Origin of the sequence: Saccharothrix deserti, from assembly GCF_009769385.1 — a bacterium.
Lineage (GTDB): Bacteria > Actinomycetota > Actinomycetes > Mycobacteriales > Pseudonocardiaceae > Actinosynnema > Actinosynnema deserti.
Map to the genome: position 1 here is coordinate 131,646 of NZ_ML775961.1, position 22,776 is coordinate 154,421.

21 protein-coding genes are annotated in these 22,776 nt (G+C 71.1%); 6 read left to right on the forward strand and 15 right to left on the reverse strand.

All coding sequences use genetic code 11. The features are described from left to right. Genes FM051_RS05405 through FM051_RS05470 form a run of 14 tightly spaced genes read right to left on the reverse strand, consistent with a single transcriptional unit; the run spans position 1 to position 15,685 of the window. Positions 1–1,515 (reverse strand): AMP-binding protein, encoded by a 1,515-nt coding sequence (locus FM051_RS05405; RefSeq protein WP_158841287.1) that lies wholly within the window; start codon positions 1,513–1,515, stop codon positions 1–3. Next, complete coding sequence (locus FM051_RS05410) at positions 1,512–1,823, reverse strand: phosphopantetheine-binding protein (protein WP_158841289.1); 312 nt, start codon at positions 1,821–1,823, stop codon at positions 1,512–1,514. Before FM051_RS05410 ends, FM051_RS05405 begins: the two co-directional genes overlap by 4 nt. After that, complete coding sequence (locus tag FM051_RS05415) at positions 1,823–2,839, reverse strand: MupA/Atu3671 family FMN-dependent luciferase-like monooxygenase (RefSeq protein ID WP_158841292.1); 1,017 nt, start codon at positions 2,837–2,839, stop codon at positions 1,823–1,825. The genes FM051_RS05410 and FM051_RS05415 overlap by 1 nt, the downstream gene beginning before the upstream one ends. Before the next feature lie 8 nt (positions 2,840–2,847). Next, positions 2,848–3,747 carry a glycosyltransferase family 2 protein gene (locus FM051_RS05420; protein WP_158841294.1) on the reverse strand — a complete coding sequence of 300 codons (900 nt, stop codon included), beginning with the start codon at positions 3,745–3,747 and terminating at the stop codon, positions 2,848–2,850. Positions 3,748–3,784: 37 nt separating this feature from the next. Further along, positions 3,785–4,801, reverse strand: coding sequence for a 3-oxoacyl-ACP synthase III family protein (locus tag FM051_RS05425; RefSeq protein ID WP_158841296.1), 1,017 nt, complete (start codon positions 4,799–4,801; stop codon positions 3,785–3,787). A gap of 34 nt (positions 4,802–4,835) precedes the next feature. Continuing rightward, the gene (locus FM051_RS05430) at positions 4,836–5,858 is read right to left on the reverse strand and encodes an isopenicillin N synthase family dioxygenase (RefSeq protein WP_202918694.1); all 1,023 of its coding nucleotides are present in this window, start codon (positions 5,856–5,858) and stop codon (positions 4,836–4,838) included. Positions 5,859–5,913: 55 nt separating this feature from the next. Further along, entirely contained in the window at positions 5,914–7,107 is a 1,194-nt protein-coding gene (locus FM051_RS05435) for a cytochrome P450 (RefSeq protein ID WP_158841298.1), read from the reverse strand. Then, on the reverse strand, positions 7,104–8,384 hold the full coding sequence (mpaD, locus tag FM051_RS05440) for a daptide-type RiPP biosynthesis aminotransferase (RefSeq protein ID WP_158841300.1): 1,281 nt from the start codon (positions 8,382–8,384) through the stop codon (positions 7,104–7,106). The genes FM051_RS05435 and mpaD overlap by 4 nt, the downstream gene beginning before the upstream one ends. Next, positions 8,377–9,804, reverse strand: a complete 1,428-nt coding sequence (locus FM051_RS05445) for a class I adenylate-forming enzyme family protein (protein WP_158841302.1) — start codon at positions 9,802–9,804, stop codon at positions 8,377–8,379. The genes mpaD and FM051_RS05445 overlap by 8 nt, the downstream gene beginning before the upstream one ends. Beyond that, positions 9,801–10,463, reverse strand: a complete 663-nt coding sequence (locus FM051_RS05450) for an HAD family hydrolase (RefSeq protein WP_158841304.1) — start codon at positions 10,461–10,463, stop codon at positions 9,801–9,803. Before FM051_RS05450 ends, FM051_RS05445 begins: the two co-directional genes overlap by 4 nt. Beyond that, entirely contained in the window at positions 10,460–11,527 is a 1,068-nt protein-coding gene (locus FM051_RS05455; RefSeq protein ID WP_158841306.1) for a nicotinate-nucleotide--dimethylbenzimidazole phosphoribosyltransferase, read from the reverse strand. Before FM051_RS05455 ends, FM051_RS05450 begins: the two co-directional genes overlap by 4 nt. Next, positions 11,524–12,783, reverse strand: a complete 1,260-nt coding sequence (locus FM051_RS05460) for a glycosyltransferase family 4 protein (protein WP_158841308.1) — start codon at positions 12,781–12,783, stop codon at positions 11,524–11,526. Before FM051_RS05460 ends, FM051_RS05455 begins: the two co-directional genes overlap by 4 nt. Next, complete coding sequence (gene rfbG / locus FM051_RS05465) at positions 12,780–13,916, reverse strand: CDP-glucose 4,6-dehydratase (RefSeq protein WP_158841310.1); 1,137 nt, start codon at positions 13,914–13,916, stop codon at positions 12,780–12,782. Before rfbG ends, FM051_RS05460 begins: the two co-directional genes overlap by 4 nt. Beyond that, positions 13,913–15,685 carry a carbamoyltransferase family protein gene (locus tag FM051_RS05470; protein WP_338019455.1) on the reverse strand — a complete coding sequence of 591 codons (1,773 nt, stop codon included), beginning with the start codon at positions 15,683–15,685 and terminating at the stop codon, positions 13,913–13,915. Before FM051_RS05470 ends, rfbG begins: the two co-directional genes overlap by 4 nt. A 516-nt stretch (positions 15,686–16,201) precedes the next feature. Here FM051_RS05470 and FM051_RS05475 point away from each other — a divergent pair. From FM051_RS05475 to FM051_RS05490, 4 genes are read left to right on the forward strand one after another with little or no spacing between them, the layout of a single operon-like run. Beyond that, positions 16,202–16,453, forward strand: coding sequence for an acyl carrier protein (locus FM051_RS05475; protein ID WP_158841314.1), 252 nt, complete (start codon positions 16,202–16,204; stop codon positions 16,451–16,453). Further along, positions 16,450–18,009, forward strand: coding sequence for an AMP-binding protein (locus FM051_RS05480; RefSeq protein WP_274383483.1), 1,560 nt, complete (start codon positions 16,450–16,452; stop codon positions 18,007–18,009). The genes FM051_RS05475 and FM051_RS05480 overlap by 4 nt, the downstream gene beginning before the upstream one ends. Continuing rightward, positions 18,009–19,235, forward strand: coding sequence for an aminotransferase class I/II-fold pyridoxal phosphate-dependent enzyme (locus FM051_RS05485; protein ID WP_238412191.1), 1,227 nt, complete (start codon positions 18,009–18,011; stop codon positions 19,233–19,235). The genes FM051_RS05480 and FM051_RS05485 overlap by 1 nt, the downstream gene beginning before the upstream one ends. Next, positions 19,225–19,518, forward strand: coding sequence for a phosphopantetheine-binding protein (locus FM051_RS05490; protein WP_158841320.1), 294 nt, complete (start codon positions 19,225–19,227; stop codon positions 19,516–19,518). The genes FM051_RS05485 and FM051_RS05490 overlap by 11 nt, the downstream gene beginning before the upstream one ends. A 28-nt stretch (positions 19,519–19,546) precedes the next feature. Here FM051_RS05490 and FM051_RS05495 read toward each other — a convergent pair whose 3' ends face one another. Continuing rightward, the gene (locus FM051_RS05495) at positions 19,547–20,401 is read right to left on the reverse strand and encodes a fumarylacetoacetate hydrolase family protein (protein ID WP_158841322.1); all 855 of its coding nucleotides are present in this window, start codon (positions 20,399–20,401) and stop codon (positions 19,547–19,549) included. A gap of 160 nt (positions 20,402–20,561) precedes the next feature. On the opposite strand from FM051_RS05495, the gene FM051_RS05500 reads away from it, so the two are divergent. Together FM051_RS05500 and FM051_RS05505 are read left to right on the forward strand one after the other, a co-directional pair. Beyond that, a complete protein-coding gene (locus tag FM051_RS05500; RefSeq protein ID WP_420803572.1) occupies positions 20,562–20,936 on the forward strand; it encodes a hotdog fold thioesterase in 375 nt (124 codons plus the stop codon). Between the two features lie 202 nt (positions 20,937–21,138). After that, positions 21,139–22,551: a UDP-glucose dehydrogenase family protein gene (locus tag FM051_RS05505; RefSeq protein WP_158841324.1), complete on the forward strand. Its 1,413-nt coding sequence runs from the start codon at positions 21,139–21,141 to the stop codon at positions 22,549–22,551. The last annotated feature ends 225 nt before the right edge of the window (positions 22,552–22,776 follow it).

Below are 22,776 nucleotides of genomic sequence, written 5' to 3' on the forward strand. Positions count from 1 at the left end.
TCAGACCTCCGATCCGGTCAGGAAGGCCCGCGCCAGAGCCGGCCGGTCGACCTTGCCGTTCGCGTTCAGGGGCAGTGCGTCGAGGTGCCGGAACAAGCGCGGCACGCTGTACTCGGGCAACCGGCCGCCGAGCTCCCGCGCCAGCCCGTCGGCCACGGCCGGGTCGCCGACGAACCCGGCGCACAGCGTCGCCTCACCGTCCCGGTCCACCACGGTGACCGCGCAGTCGACCACTCCGTCCACGCCGCGCAGGGCGTGCTCGACCTCCAGCAGTTCGACCCGGAAGCCGCGCACCTTCACCTGGTGATCGATCCGGCCGAGGTAGGTCAGCCGGCCGTCCGGCAGCCGCCGCACCCGGTCACCGGTCCGGTAGTAGCGGCGCCCGTCGAGGATCAGGAACCGGCCGTCGTCGTCGGCCGGGTCGAGGTAGCCCCCGAACACCTGCGGGCCGCAGACGCACAGCTCCCCTTCGCCGGCCGCCACCCGACCCCCGTCGAGCAGGACGTGGTCCAACCCGGGGTGGAGCCGCCCGATCGGCGCCACCCCGTTGCCGTCCTCCTCGCCGGACGGGCCGCTCCAGCGATCCACCGAGCAGGCGATGGTCAGCTCGGTCGGGCCGTACAGGTTCTCCACGACGGCGTTCGGCCCGGCTGCCTGCCAGTCTGCGGCGTCCACGTCCCGCAGGGCCTCCCCGCAGAACAGGCTGCGCCGCAGCGTCGGCATCGAGCCCGCGCCCAGCGCATCGACCCGGCGGGCCAACCCGATCGTGCTGGGCACCGAGAACCACACGGTGACGCCCTGCGCGGTGACGAAGGAGGACAGGCGCAGCAGTGCCCGGGGCGGCGCGGCCACCAGTGCCGCCCCGGCCTGCCACGCCAGCAGCGGCCCGAACATGAACAGGTCGAAGGTCGGGTCGAAGGTCTGGGCCACGACGTCGTCGTGCCGGATGCCGTGCCGGTCACGGGCACAGCGGAGGAAGTGCTCCAGGTTGCCGTGGGTGATCGGAACGCCCTTGGGGCGCCCGGTCGAACCGGAGGTGAACATGATGTACGCCAGCGGATCCGCTACGTCCGCTACGTCCACCAGGTTCCCGGGCTTCACCGGGGTCCGCGGCAGGTTCCCCTCCGGGAGCACCCTCACCCCGGGAAGGCTCGGCAGGATCCGGTCGGCCACCCGGGTTGCCCTCCGGCTCACCAGCAGGACGTCCAACCCGGCCGCGCGGGCCGTCGCGGCGATCCGCGGGGATGGGTGGGCCGGGTTGAGGGGGATGGCGACCGCCCCGGCCGTGATGGTGGCGAGCAGACCGATGTGGCTCAGCGGGTCCGCGGTCGCGGCGAGCAGACCGACCCGCAGCTGCCGCCCGTGGCCGGCGAGCGCCGGCCGGAGTCGGGCGGCCTCGGCGTGCAGCTCGCGGTAGGTCCACTGTTGCGAGCCGACGCGCAGGGCCACCCGGTCGGTGTGGATCCGCAGGGCGATGTCCAGTTGTCGGGCCAGAAGGGAGGCGGGCGCGCTCACCGCGGATCCGATCGCTGTTCTGCGGTCAGCCTGGAGACCAGCGACCACAGCCCTCGCGCCGAGTCCTGCTCTCCCGCGAGCATCGCGTCGGGGAAGGCGACCGAGAACGTCGCCTCGATCTCCAGGATCATGACGAGCGTCGCCAGGGAGTCCAGCCCGAGCGCGACCATCGGCGCATCGGGCTCGATCGGATCCGTGGCGGCGACGAAGCGGCAATGCCGCCGCAGCAGCCGCTCGAACTCGACCGGCCAGGGGGTGCCCTCCGCCTCCTCCGCCGAGTCCTGCCGCAGGTGGTTCTCGGTGCTCATCAGAGTGCCTCCCGTAGGGCCGCCAGCCGGGTCAGCCCCGACAGCGCGACGTCGGTGGGGATCCCGAAGTCGATCAAACAGGCGATCTCGTCGACGTCGAGGGCACGGATCCGCTCAACCGCCCGCAGTGCGTCCTCGACGGACCCGAACAGGCCGTCCTGATGCAGGTAGCGCTGGTAGGCCCGGCCGATCACCATCCGGGCGCGGCTGTCGCTCAGGGCCTGGCCGCGCCGGTCGCCCCCGGAGCTGAGGTTCAGGTCGAGGGAGCTGATCAGGTAGCGCTCCAGCGGTGCCCGCGCGTGCTGCTGCGCAGCTTCCAGATCGGTATCGAGGTACGTGTGCAGCATGACCACGACATGCCCACGACCGGCACGGCCACTGGCCGCGTAGGCGCCGCGGTAGGACGCGATCTTCTCCGCCAGCTCCTCCTGCGTCTGGTTCAACAGGTGGGTGAGCACGCCGGTACCCACCTTCCCGGCCGCTTTGAAGGTCTCAGGGCTGCGGCTCGCGGTGAGCCACAACGGGATCTCCGTCTGGACAGGTGGGGGGTAGATCCGGTACTCAGCGTCCGTGGCGTGGTGGCCGCCGTAGCCACCGCCGGCCCACAGGGACCGCAGCGTCGCAACGGTGTCCGCCGTCACCTGGTAGCGGTCCTCGTAGGCAGAGGGGTTGAAGACGAAGTCGCGCTGGTGCCACCCGGCGGCGAGCGAGAGGCCGGCGCGGCCGTTCGACAGGTTGTCCACCACGGCCCACTCCTCGGCCAGCCGCAGCGGGTGGTGCAGCGGTGCCACGACGCTGCCGGCCCGGACCGCGACGCGGCTGGTCACGGCAGCCACCGCGGCCGCGGTCAGGGCCGGGTTCGGGAAGATCCCGCCGAACGGGTGGAAGTGGCGCTCCGGCGTCCAGACCGCGGCGAACCCGTGCTCGTCCGCGAACCGCGCGCCAGACAACAGCAGGCGGTACCGGTCCCGTTCGGCACTGCCCTCGTCCGCGAAGTAGAACAGGCTGAGATCCACGTGAACTCCTAGCGCTGGGTCTGGAAGAAGGTCAGGCTGTCGCGGTCCGGCAGCTCCTGCCGGTGCCCGGAGCGCAACGAGGCGCACAGTTCCTCGATCGACAGCCGGCCCAGGACGAAGTCCTCGAAGAGCCCCGGCTCCAGCCCGCGGTGCTTGCCGCGGAAGTAGCGGAGGCTTTCCTGCAGCGCCTGGTACTTCCCGGGGTGCAGGGGCGTTTCGAGGTGGTAGACGCGGGCCCGCGGTCGGTAGTGGTAGCCGACGCCCGCCTGGTGCAGCCGCAAGCCCAGCTCGATGTCGTCGATCCCCCATTGCTGGAAGCCCTCGTCGAACCCGCCGACGGCCTTGGCGTCGTCGCGGCGGAAGGAGACGTTGCGGGTGACGAAGTTCAGCCAGGGGGCGGGTTGTCCGCCGCTGTCCAGCTCGAACAGCCGCAACGTCACCCGCGCGTAGAAGTCACGCCGGCTCTGCCGCCGCAACCCGGCCCAGTCTCCCGCCAACGCGGCCGTGACGAGGCTGCGGCTGCGGGGGCTGTCGAGGTCTGCCAGGTAGGTGTTGTACCGGTCGCCGACCACCACGCTGTGCTCGTGCTCGACGTGCACGGCCAGGTGCTCGGCGACGAACAGCGGATCGAACAGGATGTCGTCGTCCAGCCAGAGGACCACCTCGCCGGCGGCGGCGCCCAGCCCCACGTTCCGGGCCACGGCGTACCCGAGCGGCGGCTGCCTGATGAGGCGCACGTCCAAAGCACCCAGCGACTCCAGCGAGGGGGAGAGGTCGCGGGTCGAGCCGTCGTCGACTACGAGCACCTCCAGTCCGCCGGGCAGCTCCCGTTGCCTGGCCAGACAACGGAGCACCAGGCCGAGGCGTTCGGGTCGGTCACGCGTGTTCAGCACGACGGAGATGTCCACCAGGTTCCTCCAGGATGGGTTTCGGACGCCGGTCGGTTCAGGCCCTCAGCAGCGTGCACGCCCAGTTCATGCCGGTGCCGCTGCCGCTGAGCGCCACCAGGTCGCCCGGCCGGAGTCGGCCGCTGTCGAGCAGCCGACCGAGCGCGATCAGCTGGTCGGCGCAGCCGAAGTGCCCGTGGTCGGCCGCGACCTGAGCGGATGTCCGCTCCAGCGGGACACCGAGCAGCTCGGCGTGGTCCCGGATCGCCTGGGCGGTGCCGTGCAGGCCCAGCAGGTGGTCGATCTGCTCGATCGAGCGTCCCGCTCGCGCGCAAGCGCGCTCCACCACCTCCCGGGCGCGCTCGCGGTCGTACCGGACGAAGCCGATGACGGCGCGCATGTCGTTGCCCAGCAACCGGTTCGCCCCGGCCACCGGGTTTTCCACCGGCTCGACCGGCCCACCCCCGGTGCGGAACGGTTCCGCCGCCCCACCGACCTGCAGCCGCGAGATGTCGGCGTAGCGGCCGTCCGAGACGACCTCCGTGCCCAGCCAGGTGCATCGGGGGTGGTCGCGGAACAGGACCGCCGCGGCCGCGCCGTCGGACATCAGGGCGAGGCTGGAGTCCATCCGGTTCCAGTAGGGCTCGCACACCCGGGTCGCCGCCACGAGCAGGACGATCCGGTGCTCGGGATGGGTGGCGAACTTGCCGGCCGCCACGTCGAAGGCGGCCACTCCGCCGATGCACGCCTGGTTCACCAGCAGCGCCTCTGCGCCGCGAACCCCGATCTTCTCGGCCGTCACCGTGGCCGGGTCCCAGTACAGGTACTCGGCCAGGTCGTTGATCGCCAGGATCACCAGGTCCACGTCCCGCGGACGGAGACCGGCGTGTGCCAGCGCCCGCCGCCCCGCCTCCGCCGCGAGGTCGGTGACGCCCGTCGACTCCGAGGCCCGGTGGAAGCCCCGGTAACCTGACGCCTTGATCCGGCGGGGGTCGTCGAGGTACCGCGACGCCTCCGCGGCGACGGAGACCGGCTCCCCGAGGCATTCGCCGACAGCGAGGATCCCGTAGCTCATGCGGCCACCGCGGCCGTTGCCCGCTCCGCCCGGCTCACAGCAGGTCGACCCCCTTCGGCAGCTCGCCGTTCGGCCCGGACATCCGGCGCTGGACGAACAGGCGGCGGGAGCGCGCGACGAAGTAGTCCCCCATCAGGATCGGCTCGTGCTCAGGCGGGTTTTCCTCGTCCGCACAGGTGGGAACGCATTCGATCAGGGCGTCCGGCGACGGCTGGTGGAAGAACGGGATGGAGATGCGGTCCAGGTGCGCCAGCTCCTCCGGCGGGTTGACCACCCGGTGCACCGTGCTGGTGAGCCGCCCGTTGGTCCACCGGCTCATCAGCCGACCGAGGTTGATCACGAAGGACCGGGGGATCGCCGGAACGTCCAGCCACTCGCCGTCCTGGCCCCGCACCTGCAGACCGCCGGGAGCGCCGTCCTGGTAGAGGATGGTGAGCGTGCCCATGTCGGTGTGCGGGTTGTTGCGCAGCGTCCCCGGCGCGACCCGGGACTGCGGAACGTAGTAGTTCAGGGCGCACGGCGACAGGTGGTCGGTGAACTTGTCGTCGAACCAGTCCTCCGGCAGGTCCAGTGAGAGGGCGAGCAGCCGCATCAGCTCCATCGCGAGGTCCTCCATCGCCCGGTAGTACTCCAGGAAGACCTCGCGGAACCCGGCCAGCTCCGGCCAGCGGTTGGGCGCCGTCAGCCCGAAGCGGTCCGTCACCGGGGTGCCGGCCTCCTCACCGAGCCGCAGGGCGCAGAACTTCTCCATGAACAGGTAGCTCTCCCAACCGCGCTGCAGGGTGTCGGTCGGGTCAGCCGCGATCGCCCGCTTCGCCTCGACCGGCAGGGCGAAGAACTCCCGCGCCGCCGCGTACAGGCGGTTGACCAGGTCGTCCGGCACCCCGTGACCGAGGACGACCAGGAACCCGCTGGTCTGACAGGCCCGGTCGATCGCGTCGGCGACGAGCCGCCGGCGCGGCGACGACGGCGGCAGCGGGAGACCCAGGTCGATGACGGGGACGAAGCCGTTCACGAGCGTGACGGGCGGTTCCTGTTCCACTGGTCGCGTAGTCACCGGGAACTCCTTCCGTGTCGTGCGGCGATCGGACGGCCCGCGGGTCGGCGGGCGGTCACCAGGTCACCGGCAGCCGGCGCAGGCCGTAGATGAACATGTCGTCGAGGAACGAGAGGTCGCGCGATGCGCACGCCAGCCGTAGGTCCGGCAGGCGGGTGAGCAGGGCGGTCACCGCCAGCTCGACCTGGGCCGTTGCGATGGGCGCACCGAGGCACCGGTGGGTTCCGTGGCCGAAGGCGAGGTGCTGACGCGCGTCGCGGGTCAGGTCGAAGTCGTGCGGGCGGTCGTACACGGCGCTGTCCCGGTTGGCGGCCGGCAGGCTGATCAGGAGGGCTTCACCGGCCTGGATCGATTGGCCGGCGACGACCGTGCCACGGGTCGCGACGCGGACGACACCGTGTTGCACCAGGGTCCAGTAGCGCAGCGCCTCGTTCACGGCCGGGCCGGCCCACGCCCGCGGGTCCGCCCGCACCAGGTCGCCCTGGTCCGGGTGCTCGAACAGGGAGAGCAGGGTCAGTGACAGCAGCCCGGCCATGGTCTCCAACCCGGCGAGGGAGGTCAGGTTCGCGACTCCGATCAGCTCGTCGAGCTCGAAGCCGTCGTCGAGCGCGGTCGCCAGCACGCGGAGCAGGTTCTGCGAGGTCGAGTCGCGCGCTGCCGGGATCGCCCGGGCGAAGTAGCGGTTCAGCTCGCCGCTGGCGGCGGTCCGCTGCGCCGCGGTGGCGTCGTGGCGCTGCAACCGGCGGGCGATCGAAGTGAACAAGCCGGTGTCGGCGACCGGGGTCCCGAACACGGTCGCGGCGTTCAGGGCGGCCAGCGGCCCCGCGACCGTCTCGACCAGGTCCGCACCTCGGCCCGCGGCGACCAGTTCGTCGACCAGCGTGTTGGCGACCTCGGTGACCGCGGCCGTCCGCGCGCGGCTGCGGCCGGGGCTCAACTCGGTGGCGACGAGCCGCCGCAGGCGGGTGTGCTCGGGCGGGTCCATCATCAGGAAGTGACCGGGGATCGACCGCTTCGAGGCGAGCGGAACGCGCGGGAACTCCGGCCGGGTGGTGTCGGAGCTGAAGGTCTCGCTGTCCGCCAGCACCGCGCGGGCGGCGGCCATGCCGGTAACCAGCCAACCGGTGCCGCCGTAGAGGATCCGGCAGCGACGGATGACCGGCCCGGTGACGTACTCCGCGGGCGGGCGGCGCGGGGTCGACCAGGGGGCGGGGTAGACCACCGGGTGAGTCGAGGTGGCCTCCGTCATCGCGCCACCACCGCGGCGGAGCGCTCGTCTGCGACTTCGGCCAGGACGGTGTGCAGGACCGCGGACAGCTGCTCGACGTCCTCGTCGCTGTAGATCAGCGCCGGAGCCAGTTGCAGGCAGCTCGGACCGGCCGAGACCACGACGCCCGCGCCGCGGACGCGTTCGACGATGTCCGCGACGGTCCGGTCGGACAGCTGCTCGCCGTCCTGGGCGAGCCGGACCGCCCGGAAGCAGCCGGCGCCGTCGGACCCGGCGACGATCGGGATCGCGGCCAGCCCACCCAGCAGGGCGTCCAACCGGGCCGCGACCTCGGTGCCGCGGCGGACCGCCTGCAGGCGCTCCATCTCCGCGACGGTCGCCAGGATGGCCGCGCAGGTCGCCGGTGAGCCGGCCTGGGTCTCCCCGTGCGTCAGCACGGCGTCACCGCGCTCGAAGGCGGCGCAGATCTCGTGGGACACCAGGACGGCAGCTGCCGCGCAGGTGCCGTTGGTCAGCGCCTTCGACATCACCAGCATGTCCGGCGCACCCTCCCACCGGGCGGAGGCGAAGTAAGGCCCGGTCCGGCCGAACCCGGTCGCCACCTCGTCCGCGACCAGCAAGAAGCCGTGCCGGCGGCGTAGTTCTTGCAGCGCCCGCAGCATCGCGTCCGGGACGGTGCGGGCGCCTGTGCCCAGCACCGGCTCCACGACGACGGCCGCGATGGTGTCGCCCTCGCGCTCCAGCAGCTCCTTCAGCTCCGCCGGGTCGTCGTGGGCGACGTGTCGGACCAGGCTGGTGTCGACGCTGTAGTACGACTGCGCCAGGGACATGCCCGTCAGCGCGTGGCTGCCGTAGGTCAGGCCGTGGTAGCTGCCGGTGAGCCCTACCACCACGCGGCGGCGGAACTGCCGGCGCAGCGCCCAGTACTGGCGCGCGACCTTCATCACCAGGTCGTTGGCGGCACCGCCGGAGGTGGCGAAGGCCACCCGCCCGAACGCCTCCGCGCCCGCCAGGCGCACGAGCGTTTCCGCCGCCTCGACGGCCCATCGGTGGGTGCCGCGGAACAGCGTGAAGTAGGCGGTCTCCCCGAGCGCGTCGGTGATCGCCTCGACGATCCGTCGATTGTGGTAGCCGAGGTTGACGTTCCACAGCCCGCTCGTGGCGCACAGGCGCCAGGCGCCGTCGGCGTAGAGCACGCGGGTTCCCTCCGCGCGCAACGCGGTGCGCTCCGGGGCGCCCCAGGTGCTGGGGGGTGAGAGCAGTTCCCACAAGGGGTATCGGCCAGTGCTGTCAGTCATGATCTCCCCGCTCCGGTGCGTGAGTTCCGTCGACCGCCGCGACCTTTCCCGTAGCGGTGCGCGTGATGGAGGGCACCGCGTCGATCCGCCTCGGCACCAGGTGAGGTGCCAACCGTTGGCGACACCACAGCACCAGCGGGCCGGTCCGCGTGCCTTCCCGCAGGACGACCCTGGCGACCGGGACCTGGCCCCTGGCGCTGTCGGACTCCCCGCGGACGTGCACGTCGAGCACGTCCGGGTGGGACGCCAAGATCGTCTCGATCTCCAACGGGTTCACCCGCGCGCCGCCCACGTTGATGACCGCGTCGGCACGTCCGGCCAGCTGGATGCGCCTCCCGGTCGCGGACCGGGCGAGGTCCCCGGTGCGGTACCAGCCGTCCTGGAGCGGGAGCGGCACCACCGTCGCGCCGCCCTCGTCCATCCGGATCCGGCCGTGCGCCAGCGCGTCACTGCGCACCAGCAGCTCTTGTGGCTCAGGGCCGTCGTAGAGCGTCCGTGCCGCCACGCCGGGCAGCGGCTCGCCGATGTCCCCTTCCGGCTCGTCCCCCGTGGTCGGGCTGAGGGTCACCGCACCGGCTTCGGACGAGCCGTAGCAGTTGAAGAGGGTGAAGGACGTGTGCCGGGCCACCGCGGCCGCCACCCCGGGGCCGAGGGGACCACCGGCGGACACCGCCCGCTCGACCCCGGCGAACTCCGGGGCACCGTCTGCGGTGGAGATCGCCCTGGCGAGCAGGCCGTAGTGGATCGGCAGCCCGATCAGCGTGCGCGCCTCCAGCTCCAGCGCCGCCCTGGCGAGCTGGGAGGGCACGCAGCGGGTCGGGTGGTGCCGGGCGGTGGCGCCGTGCAGCAGTGGGCCGAGCAGGCCGTACGCGAAGCCGTAGACGTGGAACACCGGTGCTGCCACGAGCACCGGGCGCTCCACCCCGTACCGCAGGTACCGGCCGACTCGATCGGCGTCCGCCAACAGCGCGTCGGCGCCGCGCACCACGCCCACCGGTGACCCGGTGGAGCCTGAGGTCAGGAAGACCTGCGCGCCTGCCGGCAACACCGGTGGGGGTTCCGCGGCCCGGCGGGGGGCCAAGGCGAGATCGGCGACGCCGAGCCGCTGCCACTGCCTGCCTGCCGGCCGGTTGTCGGCCTGACCCAGCAGCGCTTCCCCGGGAACGCCGGGCACGGCCGGGTCGCGATGGACCAGCGGTACGCCCGCGGCGTCGCAGCCGAGGGTCGCGACCGCGGTGGCGAACGGGTCGGTGAGCAGGGCCACGACCGGTTCTCCGGGCGGGTGTCGGCGGGTCAGCTCCGCCGCGAACGACGACACCGCGTCGAACAGGTCGGCGAACGTCCGCGCCCTGCTCGGCGTCACGATCGCGATCGCCTCGGCCCGTGGCGCCCGTTCGCGGACCGCTTCCAGGATCCTCATGTCGGCAGCTCCCATTCGTTCGACAGCAACCACGGCCCGAAGCAGGCTTCCAAGTGGCCGGGGGGCAGCAGGACCGTGGCGACACCCGCGGCCTCGCCCTGCGCCACGTCGGCCGGGCTGTCGCCGACGTACAGCGACTGCCTCACCTGGAGTCCCACGGCGTGGATGGCCAGCAGCAGCCCTTCCGGTGCCGGCTTCGGTTCGGTGCAGTCCTCCCGAGCCACCAGGGGCAACCGGGGCAGGCCCGCGGCGGCCAGCAGCAGCAGCGCCTCCTGCCGGCCGCGTCCGGTGCAGACCGCGAGTGGCACCTGCCGCTCCCGCAGGGTGTGCACGAGGGCGACCGCACCGGGCACGGCCACCGCGGGCCGTTCGGCGATGCGGGCCGCGAAGGCCTCCTGGTACGCGCGCAGGGCCGGTTCAAGGTGATCGGCACCGACCAGCGCCCGCACGGTGCCGGCGTCCGTCGGCCGCTGGGCGGTGAGGAGCCGCGCGGCGCTGGGCGGTCGCCCACCGACCGCGGCCGCGGCGTCACGCAGGCAGGCCAGGTGCAGGTGCCACGAGTCGACCAGGGTTCCGTCGAGGTCGAACACCACCCCGCGTGGCCGCTGGGTCAGCGGCGGCAGGCAGCGGTCGGCCGGCGGCGTGGCGCGGGCGGTCATCGCGGGGCCCCCAACCCGACCTGGTCGGCGGCGGGTGTGAGCGCTGCGACGGCCAGGGCGTCGTTCACTACCCCGATCGCCACGACGGCACCGGAGGCCATGCCGAGGTGCAGGTCCAAGCGGAGCAGCGGAGACAACCCGAGCTGCCGCAGCAGCGGGGCGTGCGCGGGCTCCGAGGACTGGTGACCGGCCACCAGGTAGCCCGCCACCGCAGGGCAGAGGCGGACGGCCAGCAGCGCGGACACGGCCGTGATCACCCCGTCCAGGACGATCACCCGCCGCTGCGACGCGGCGGCGAGCAGCACGCCCACGTTCGCCGCGATCTCGACGCCGCCGACGGCCGCGAGCAGGCGCAGGGGGTCGTCGGGCAGGGCGGCGACGCGGTCGAGCGCCCGCTCGACCACCTGCTGCTTGCGCGGCACGGCCGGCCCGTGGATACCGGACCCCGTTCCGACCAGCCCTTGCGGTGACGTCCCGAGCAGCCGGCAGGCCAGCACCGCGGTCGCCACCGTGTTGCCCACGCCGATCTCGCCCACGGCCAGCAACGGCTCTCCACCCAGTCGCTCCCGGGTGTAGCGGGCACCGGCGACGATGGCGCGCGGCACGTCCTGTTCGGACATCGCGTCCTCGTCCACGAGGTCCCTGGTGCCCGCCACCACCTTGTACCGCTGGTCGCCGATGGGGCGGGTCAGCCCCACGTCGGCGTGCACCACCCTGGCCCGCAGCCGCCGGGCCAGGGCGTCGACGGGCGAGCGGCCGGTGGCGATCAACTCCAGAACCCGTGCCGTGTGCCCGTGCGGGTAGGCGGAGGTCCCGCGGCGCGCGACGCCGTGATCGGCCGCCAGCACGCTCACCACCGCATCGAGCGGACCCGGCGTCTCGGTCCGGCGGACCGCGGCGACCTGCCGGATGACGTGTTCCAGGGCGCCGAGGGAGCCGGCGGGACGGGCCAGGGTCAGTTGCCGCACCCTGGCCAGCCGCGCGAACCGGTCCTCGACCGGTTCGACGTCGTGGCACAGCTGAGCCAGGGTGTCCCGGAGGCCCCGTGCCGGCGCCGCGCTCACGAGCGCGTTCCCACGAGCTCGGCCGCGATTGCGGCGATACCACGGGCGAACCGCTCGTTGGTGAAGGTGCCGAGCATGCGGGCGCGCGCGGCTGCTCCCCGGCGGGCCGCCTCGGCAGGATCGGCGAGGGCCTCCTCGATCCGGGCGGCCAAGTCGCCGGCACGCAACCGGCGCGCGCCGAGCGGCCCGGCGACCGGGACCGGGTAGCCGACCGACTCGTCGGGCAACAGCTCCCGGAGGGAGTCCACGGCGGTCGCCACGACCGGCCTGCCCAGTGCCATCATCTCGGCGCAGACGTAGCAGAAGGACTCCCACAGGCTGGGCACCACGGCCACGTCGGCCACCGACATCCACCCCATGGCCTCGCGGCGCGGGATCCCGGTGAGGAAGGTGACGCGGTCCTGCAGCCCGAGCGCGGCCGCCTTGGCGCGCAGGTGCGTCTCCTCCGGGCCCGTTCCGACCAGCACGAGGTGGGCGCCGCCCGGTCCCTGCGGTTCGAGCAGCCGCACCGCCTCCAAGAGGTGGTCGAAGCCCTTCACCGGCACGAGCCGCCCGACAGCGACCAGCAGCCGGTCCTGCGAGGTCCGGGCCAGCAGCTCCCGCCGGGCCACGGCCCAGCCGTCCTCGGCCTGAACCGCGGCGATCTCCGTCGGGTCCACCCCCAGGTACACCGTGCTGTGCGGCGCATCCGCGCCGTAGTAGCCGGTGATGGCGTCGCTGAGGGCCTGGCTGATGAAGGCGGTGTGGTCGCTTCCCCGGTAGGACTTCTCCTCCAGCGCGACCAGGTGGTCGTGGTGCGCCGACACCCCGGTCGTCACGTGGTGGGCGTCACGGTCGTACGGCGTGATGCCGCGGAAGTCCTGGAGCAGGATGTTGACGAGGGGCACGGCCCGGCGCTGCGCGAGCAGCGCGGCTTCGGGGTAGCAGAAGAGGTCGGGCAACAGCACGGCGTCGACCGCGCGCGCGTCGGCGAGCGCCTCGGCGGCGGACAGCAACCGCCGGTGCACGCGCAGGGCGTCGTCAGCCAGGCCTGATCGCGCCTGGTACACGCTTCCCGTGCCGACCCGTTGGACGGACACGCCGTCCAGGTCCTCCAGCGTGTCGACCGCGGCCCCGGGCGCGGTGGTGACGACGGAGACGTCCCAGTGCTGCTCGACGAGGCCGACGGCCAGGTTGCGCGCGGCGGTGCTGGTGCCGCCGACGACCACCGGGGGGTACTCCCGCGAGAACACCAGGGCGTGCGGGCGGCGGCTCACGAGGCGGCTCCCAGCGTCGCGCCCGCCCGTGAGCCGGCGACCACGTCGAGGAAGTCTCCGACCTGCATCGCGGTGACGTCCGCAGGATCGGCTCCGGCCATCACGAGCCGGTGCCAGGCCACCACCGATGCCGCCGACTTCGCCAGGTCGAAGCGGTGGGTCCAGGCGAGGGCATCCGCCGCTTTGCTCCCGTCGAGGCGCAGCAGGGCTTCCTCGGCGAACCGTTCGCCCACTTCCTCGATCGGCACCTCCTGGCCGCCCGCCCGCTGCCAGGCTTCGATCAGCAGGCGCGCCAGGAGTTCGACCGGCTCCCCTCCACCGGGCGGGGCGAAGTTCAGCACCTCGCCGCCGCCGACCCGGCCGGACGCGAGGCCGTCGGCCAGCAACAGCAGACCGTGCACGACGTCGAGGACGTGCTGCCAGGGCCGCACCGCGTGGCGCCGGTGCACGACCACCGGGACACCGGCGCGGCAGGCGGCGATCGCGTTGGGCACCATGCGGTTCGCGCGGTCGCCGCCGCCGATGATGTTGCCGAACCGCACCGATGCCGCACGGGGTCCGAGACCGTCGGCCCGCCACAGCCCGGCGTAGCCCTCGAAGACCAGCTCGGCGGCGGCCTTCGAGACGCTGTACGGGTCCCCGCCGCCGAGGTCGTCCACCTCGCGGTAGGGCCAGGCCCAGCCGCGGTTGCGGTAGCACTTGTCGGAGGTGACGTGGACCAGCACCGGCGGACGGCACAGCCGGGCCGCCTCCAGCACGTTGACGGAACCGCCCACGTTCGTCGCGAAGGTGGTGCGTGGCTGCTCCAGCCCGACCCGGACCAGGGCTTGACCGGCCAGGTGGAACACCGCGTCGAAGGGCTGGTCGGCCATCGCGGTGCGGATGGCGTCGAAGTCGCGCACGTCGCCGCGGACCCCGTGGACGCCGCGGTCCGCGAGGCTCCCCGCCCGGGCGCGGGCGTCGTCGTCCCCGTCCAGGGAGAAGCCGGTCACCTTCGCGCCGAGCATCACCAACGTCGTGCTCAGCCAGGACCCGACAAAACCGCTGTGCCCGGTCACCAGCACCCGTCGGCCGGCCCAGGTGTCGCGGGCCAGGGTGGGTGCGCTCGTGGGCGTCGCAAGCGAGTCGTTCACCGGTCCTCCACTTTGCGCACGAGCACGTCTCCGAGGACCAGGCGGTCGAGGTCGGTGCGCAGGAAGCAGCGGATCGCGTCCCCGGGCGTCTCGACGATCGGCTCCTCGTTGTCGTTGAAAGAGGTGTTGAGCAGGACGGGAACTCCGGTTCGCCGGTCGAACGCCTCCAGCAGGTCGCACAGCCGCGGGTTGAGCACCGGGCTGGCCGTCTGGAGCCGGGCCGAACCGTCCACGTGGGTCACGGCCGGGATCCGGTGCCGGGCCGACTCCCTCACCTGCGGGACGATCAACATGTAGTAGGCAGGAACGGCGGTGGAGAACAACGCCGCCTGGTTCGCCTCGGTGACCACCGGTGCGAAGGGGCGGAACGGCTCGCGGTGCTTGACCTTGGCGTTGATCCGGTCCTTCATCGCCGGGTCGCGGGGATCGGCGAAGATGCTCCGGTTCCCCAGCGCCCGTGGGCCGACCTCCGAACGGCCCTGGAACCACCCCACGATCAAGCCCTGCGCGAGGTCTTCCGCCGTCCGCTGCACGACGTCCGCCCCTCGCTCCACCGTAACTCGGTCGAGGTACGGCTCCAGGGCGGCGTCGATCTGGGCGGCGTCGTAGTGCCGCCCGAGGTAGGGGGAGAACGGTTCCGGTGCCGGCACCCAGGGGTGGCCGGCGAGGTCGTGGTGACCGTAGAGCGCCGCGCCGATCGCCGTGCCGTGGTCCCCTGCGGCCGGCACGACGTACAGCTCCTCGAAAGGGGTCTCCTGGAGGATCTTGAAGTTCGCGACGCTGTTCAGGGCCACCCCGCCGGCGAGGCACAGCGCCTTCTCCCCGGTGACGCGGTGCAGCCAACGAGCCAGTTCCAGCACGATCCGCTCGGTGTTGGCCTGGACGGCGTACGCGAGGTCCGCCCGCACCTCCTCCGCAGCCTGGCCCTCGCCGGCCCGCTGCAACTGCGCCGCCGCGAACGCCAGGAGCGCCTGCTGTTGCTGCGCGGACTGGCGGAACTCGCCGTCCGTCAGGCGGTAGAACGCGGCCAGGTCGTCGACGTACCGACGGGTTCCGTACGGTGCCAGGCCCATCGCCTTGCCAGGGGCGCCGACGTCGCCGGTGGTGGTCAGACCGATCGCCTTCGCGACCGCCTCGTAGAGCCAGCCGACGGAGTCCTCGTAGCTCTCGTCCGGCACGCGGGCCGCGGCACCCAGCCGCCCGTGGACGGCGCGCACGACCCGGATCCCCGACGCGTCGCCGGTGTAACTGCTGATCGTCTCACCGCGCCGCACCCCGTCGACGGTCAGCTCCGAACCTCGGCCGTCCATCACGAGGACGGCGGCCCGCTCGAACGGGGAGGTGTAGAACGTGCTGGCCGCGTGTGCCACGTGGTGCCCGATCCAGCGCACGCGGTCCTGATACCGCAGCACGTACGACGGGTTCAGCAGGTCGTTCGCCACGACCAGGTCCACGTCGGCGGCGGTGATCCCGCCCTCTGCCAGGACGTAGGCGCCGGCCTCGCACCGCTGCAGGCGCGGCCCCAATCCGTAACCGTATTTCTTCCGGGTGATCCGTTCCTCTTCGACGGCGGACGTCACCCGACCGTCGGTAACCAGGCAGGCGCAGAAATCATGATGGGACCCACCCAGGCCAAGAATTCGCAACGTAGCCCCCGCTCCGTTCGATGTGTACCTCACGAATAACCGTGATTCCGGCACCAGTCGGGATGTGCGCGTGAATCCGCGCCGCCGTGCCCCGGATTCCGGTTGGGCGCGTGAATTGATCACCCAGGGTTATTCGCCTCCCCGTCGGGACCGTAGCCCAGCCCGGATGAACTGGTCAACAGTCCTCCAGATGAACCGCTTAATGTCAAATCGTTCAACTGTCCAGTACCGTGCGGTCGGGTCACAACATGTCTCGCTGGCAAGACGAAGTCGATGTCGGGCCGGGACGTACCGGTCAGATAGTGTCGCCATCCCAATTGACCTGGAATGAAGCGTATAAGCTGGACTTATGCGCTTGATTCCCATCGACGCGCCAAGTCGCAGCCACCTCGGGAACGTATGTGGTGGACAAATCGGATGTGTGCTTGTAGCTTGTCGAAAGACGGGGTTTAGCGGTTCACGGTGGAATAGGTCTGTTCGGCGTCTGCGGCGTTGCCGTCCGTCAACAAAAGGCCTTCGTCGCACCACGACGGTGTCCGTGACGCGCTTGCCGTGGTGCGGCGGTCAATTGATGTCACGGCTGTTCCCACTGGCCCGTCCGCGTCTGGTTCTTGCCGACATCGCATGGGGAGTCTTGTCATGGTGGAACGCTCGAAGGTCGTAGAAGCCGTCCGTGCCCGGATCGTCGACATCGTCCCGGAGGCGGCAGCGGCACAGCCCGGCGAGGACCAGGATCTGCGCGAGTTCTCCGGGTTCGACTCCCTGGGGATCCTCGAGCTCCTGGTCTGGCTGGAGGGCGAGTTCGCGATCTCCATCCCCGACGAGGAACTCGTCGTCTCCAACTTCAGCTGCATCGGGAAGATGGCCGACTACGTCGTCGCGCACCAGTGACCGCGCCGGCCGATCCGATCGCGGCGCCGGGCACCCTGTGGGATCTCCTGGCGCTGCCGGCGCGCGCCCGCGGCGATGCTGCGGCCGTGACCCGCGGAGCGTCCGTGGTCACCTACGGCGAACTGCACCGGCACGCCCGTGCGCGGGCAGCGACACTCCAGCGACTGGGGGTTCGGCGTGGTGACCGCGTCGCTCTGCTCGACCGCTCCTCCACGGACGTCCTGACCTGGTTGTTCGGTGCGGCGCGCCTCGGTGCGGTTTGCGTGCTCGTGAGCGACAAGCTCAAGGCGCCCCAGATCCTCCACATCCTGCGGAACAGCGGCGCCCGGGTGCTGGTAGCCCGCGACCGGCTGCGGCGCCTGCTGTCGGAAGCCCCACTGCCCGACCTGGAGGTGCTCGACGTCGCTTCGGCACCGCACGACTCGCCGCCGCCGGCGGGGCCGTTGCCACCCGAGCCGATCGGGCGGCAGTTGGCCCTGCTCCTGTACACCTCCGGCTCCACCGGCAGACCCAAGGGCGTCATGGTGACGCACGACAACCTGGTGGCAGGGGCGAGGATCGTCGCCCGGTACCTCGCGCTCACCGCCCGGGACCGGGTGTTGGCCGTCCTGCCGTGGAGCTTCGACGCCGGGCTGAGCCAGGTGCTGTCGACTTTCTACGCGGGCGGCAGCGTCGTCATCCCGAGGTCGGCCTTCCCGCCGGACATCTGCCGGGCCCTGGCCGATCATGAGATCACCGGTCTGGCAGGTGTGCCGCCGCTCTGGGAGTCCCTGGTCCGGCCGTCGGCCCCCTTCCTGAGTCGGGCACTGCCGGCGCTGCGCTACCTCACGACAACGGGAGGGGTGATGCCGCCCGCTGTCCTGCAGCGCATCAGGCAGGCTCACCCCGACACCGAGATCTTCCTGATGTACGGCCTCACCGAGGCGTTCCGCTCCACCTACCTCCCGCCCGCGGAGCTGGCCGACCACCCGACTTCCATCGGCCGGGCGATCCCGGAGACGGAGATCCTGGTACTGGACGCAGCCGGCCGGCCCTGTGCCGACGGTGAGGTCGGTGAGCTCGTGCATCGGGGGCCCACGGTCGCCGCGGGGTACTGGGACGACCCGGAGGCGACCGCGGAGGTCTTCCGACCGTTCCGACTCGGACCACCCGGCGGCTGGCCGGAGTTCGTCGTTCACTCGGGCGACTACGTGCGACGCGACAGTGACGGGTTGCTGTACTTCGTCGGCCGGCGCGACGAGCAGTTCAAGTCGCGTGGACACCGCCTCGGCGCGACGCAGGTCGAGGCCGCGCTGATGGACTCCGGCCTGTTGCGCGAGGTGGTCGTCTTCGCCGATCCGACCGCGGACGGAGATCCCGTGATCACTGCTGTGGTCGCGCCCGTCGCCGACAGCCGGCACGTGGAAGCGGCGCTGCTCGGCCACTGCCGGGCGACGATGCCCAACTACCTGTGGCCCGGGAGGGTGGTCGTCGTCGAGGAGATCCCGCGGGGGCCGACCGGCAAGCTCGATCGAGTCCGGGTCCGGGACGAGCACGGCGTAGGGAAGGCCACGTGATGAGTCGCGCCGCCGCACGGCCGGAGTCCGCCACGCCGGCGCTCGCCCCGCTCGAGCGCTTCACCGCCCTGCACCGGGCGTCGCAGTGGTTCCCGGACATGATCGACCTGTCGTTCCCCAATCCTCGGGTGCCGCGGGACGACCGGGCGATGAGCCGACTGCGGGCGATCGCGGCCGAGGTCGACCAGGCGGACCTGCAGTACACACCGTTCGGGGGCCGGACCGCGGTCCGGAGGAAAGTGGCCGCGGCACTCGGCGCGAGAGCAGGCGTCCCGACCGGTTTCGCCGACGTGTTCCTGACGCCGGGCGCCACCGCGGCTCTCAGCGTGGCGATCGACGCGTTCTTCCGCCCGGGTGACGAGGTGCTGCTGGTGGTGCCCGGGTGGATGGACTACGAGCTCTACCTGACGCGCGCGGGTGTGCGGGTCGTGCCCGTCCCGTGCGGTGCGGGCAAAGTGCTCGACATCGATGCCGTCGCCGCACGGTGTGGCCCAGCGACCAGCGGCGTCATCCTCAGCCAGCCGCAGTGCCCCACGGGGGTGGTGCACAGCGCGCAGGCGCTCAGCGAACTCGCGAACGTCCTGAAGGGAGCGTCGCGGCGGAGTGGCCGGCGCGTGCTCCTCATCAGTGACGAGGTGCACCGAGATCTCGTCTGGCACCCGGACACTGCTCTCGCGCTGCCCATGGCCCACTATCCCGACACGGTCAGCATCTACTCCTACGGGAAGGCGTGGTCGCTGCAAGGTCAACGGACCGGCTACCTCGCGCTGGGGGAAGGGCTGCGTTCAGCGGAGGACCGGCGCCGAGTGGATCGCGCGTTGCGGGCCACCGGGACCTGCGCCCCGACCGCGCTGATGCAGCACCTCGTCGCGGAGGTAGCGGACATGGTGCCGGACCAGACCAGCCTGCGCCAGGACCAGCAGCGGGTCCGCGCCGAGCTGGCGCAGATCGGGTACGACGTCATACCCGCCCAGGCCACGCCGTTCGTGTACGTCCGCTGCCCGCACGACGCGGACGACTGGTCCTACGTCGAGACGTTGCGCCGGCGGGGAGTGCTGGCAATGCCCTCGACGGTCTTCCACGAGCCGAACCACTTCCGGCTCGCCCTCAACACCGGCCCGGAGACGCTGCCGAAGATCATCGAACGGCTCCGGACGACGTACCTGGTCAACAGTGGTGGCCTGGGCAAGGATTCGGCAGATCGAGGAGAACGCGGTGAACGGTGACATCGGATCCGTGGCGCAGGAGGTAGAGCGGTTCATCCGCGCCGAAGGCAACGTCACACCGGACGACCCCGGCCTCACCTGGTCCGTGGACCTGCTCGAGGCCGGGTACCTGGACTCCCTCGGGATCGTCCGGCTCATCGCTTTCCTCGACGTCAGGTTCGGCCTTCGGCTCGATGACGAGATCTTGCTCGACGAAAGGCTCGCGACGATTGAAGGGATCGCTTCCATTGCCCTCGAACACGGGGCGACGGGCACGGCCAAGAGCTCATCCGGTATGGGTTGACGGATGCCGCCAACCCATACCGGGAAGCTCATTCCGCCGCCGCCACCACCTGTCGCTGACGACCCAGTCCGTCGATCTCCAGCTCCACGACGTCGCCGACCCGCAGGTACGCCTTCGGGTCGGGCATGCCCAACGCGACACCCGCCGGAGTTCCCGTGTTCACGAGGTCACCGGGGTAGAGCACCATGAACTGGCTGAGATAGCGGATCACCTCGGCCACGGGGAAGATCATGTCCGCCGTGGTCCCGGTCTGGCGCGGCTCGTCGTTGACCCGGAGGCGGAGCCGGAGGTTCTGCGGATCCGCGACCTCGTCGCTGGTCACCAACCAAGGACCGAGGGGGTTGAACGTCTCGCAGTTCTTGCCCTTGTCCCACTGCCCGCCGCGCTCCAGTTGGAACTCCCGTTCGGACACGTCGTGGGAGATGGTGTAGCCGGCGATGCACCGCACGGCGTCCGCCGTCGATTCCAGGTAGCGCGCGGTACGGCCGATCACCACCCCCAGCTCCACCTCCCAGTCCAACTTGGTGCTGCCCCTGGGCAGCAGAAGTGGGTCGCTCGGCCCGACGACGGTGTCCGCCGCCTTCAGGAACACGACTGGCTCCTCGGGAAGCCATCCGCCGGTCTCCATGGCGTGGTCACGGTAGTTGAGGCCGATTCCCACGATTTTTCCCGGACGCAACGGCGCTCCGATCCGGATGCCTTCCTGTGGCAGCTCCGCCAGGGCGCCGGAATCGAGCGCAGCCTGGGCGCGAGACAGCCCGTCATTCTCCAGGAACGTTCGGTCGATATCTCTTGTCACGGTCGAGAGGTCCCGCAAGGAACCATCTTCGGCCATGATCGCCGGAACTTCCCGGCCGACTGCGCCCACCCGCAGGATGCGCACAACGTAACCCCTTCCCAGGTGACCGTCAATAGTCTTATCGTGCACTGCGCGGCATCGTCGGTAATTTCTTCCGGATGTCGCGCGGACAGCGCGTCTTCGAACGCTACTAAGTTACAATACACACATGTCTTCCCCTGGTGAGCCGATGTTGCATGCCAGTATGAATGGGTACAGCGAACTGGCCGAGCGCATGGGCATCGTCATCCTTGAAGCCGCTCCGCTGCGCGTTGTGGGGACAATGCCGGTGGAGGGGAACCGGCAACCGTACGGCCTGCTGCACGGTGGCGCCTCATGCGTCCTGGCCGAGACGCTCGGTTCGATCGGCGCCGCTCTGCACGCGCGGGAGTGCGGTATGGGGATCACGATGGGGTTGGAGATCAACCTCACCCATCACAAGAGCGTGCGGCGCGGTTCGGTGACCGGGGTCGCCGAACCGCTGCACCTGGGGCGGGCGATCGCCACCTACGAGATCGTGTTGAGCGATGAGCATGGCGACCGGTTGTCCACCGCCCGATTGACCGCGCTCGTCCGGTGATGAGGGCCGGAGGATCCCCCGGCATCGTGGATCCGGTGAGAGGAAATGCCCGCCCAGGGGGCGCCCGGTCGCCTTTCCGGTAAGTGAGCGACGCTGTGGAGGCTGCGTTGAAGCTGTTGACGAAAACGGACACCGGTGTATTCTTGAATGAGGCTGTCGTGGCCATCCGTGGTATTGGTTTGCCATTTTGTGAAGTGGTCGCATGACGTTATCGAATGGTGTGGGTGCGAACATCGGATCGGCCCGGCGCATTTCAGTGGTGGGAGCCGGGTACGTAGGTCTCACGACGAGCGCATGCCTTGCCGCACTGGGGCATCGAGTGGTGTGCGGCGACATAGACGAGAACAAGGTCGAGCAGTTGCGTGCCGGTCGGATCGGCATACTCGAACCCCGTCTCGCCGGGCTGGTGCGCGCTGGTCTCGACTCGGGCCGGCTCGAGTTCGTCGTCGGCGCGCGAGCAGCGGTCGCGCGACCGGCGTTCAACCCGGAAGTGGTCTTCCTGTGCGTGCCCACTCCGATGAGAGCCGACGGAGCCGTGGATGTGTCCATCATGGACGCGGTGGTGGCCGAGATCCGGGACGTCCTCCCGGTTGGCGTCGTGCTGGCGGTCAAGTCCACCGTGCCGGTCGGCACCGCGGTTCGGGTCGGCTCGTTGCTGGAACGCGATGACGTCGCCGTGGTCAGCAATCCCGAGTTCCTGCGGGAGGGCAGCGCGGTACGCGACTTCCTCAACCCCGATCGGGTCGTCATCGGTTCGGGCGACCGCGCCGCCGCCGCACGAGTCGCGAACCTGTACGGGGCGTTGGCCGCACCCGAGGTGCTCACCGACACCGCGAGCGCCGAGGTGGCCAAGTACGCGGCCAACAGTTTTCTCGCGATGAAGCTGTCCTATGTCAACTCGATCGCCGAGTTCTGTGAATCGGTCGGCGCCGACGTCGACGCGGTGGTCAAGACCATGGGCCTCGACCCGCGGATCGGGGAGGGGTTCATCAACCCCGGTCCGGGCTGGGGCGGGCCGTGCCTGCCGAAGGACGTCCAGGGCTTCAGGTATTCCGCCGCCGAAGTGGGCTTGGCGCTGCCCTTGATGGATGCCGCGGTAGCGATCAACGCCCGGCAACCCCGACGGGTGGTCGACAAGGTGCGAAGCGCTGCCGGAGGCAGGCTCGGCGGTGTCCGGATCGGACTGCTCGGCCTCAGCTTCAAGTCGGGAACCGCTGATCTGCGCGAATCGCCCGCGCTGGCCGTCGCGGAACTGCTGGCCGACGAAGGCGCCGAGCTGGTCGCGTTCGACGAGGGCGTCAGCGGCACCGCCGAACAACTGCCGGAAACATCGGCCTCACGACTGACGCTCGTGGACGACCTGTACGACGTGGCCAAAGGCGCTGCCGTGCTGGTCCTGCTCACCGAGTGGCCCAGGTTCCGATCGTTGGACTGGCAGCGGATCGCGAGCCTGCTCACCGGCAGCGTGGTGGTCGACACCCGCAACCACCTGCCCGGCGAAAGCCTGCGCCGTGCCGGGCTCACCCACGTGGGCACCGGAAGGGGCATCCACCGGGCGCGTCCGCCAGAACTGCACGCCGCGTCCACTGCAGACGGGGAAGGAGCACGCCGATGATCGTCGCCCGTCGACAACGGGTCGTTGTCATCGACGAGGGTGGTCGTCGAACTCGCCACCCGAGCCACCCAACGCTCTCGAAATTGCTGTACGACGACCCGGAGCACGGTGTTGCGGTGCTCGGCCGGTTCACCGTCGACCGAGCAGGTCCATCCACGTACCCCACGAAGTCCGTCACGCCCACCGAACCCGCGAGCGCGTGTTCCCAACGCCGCGGGGTGGGTG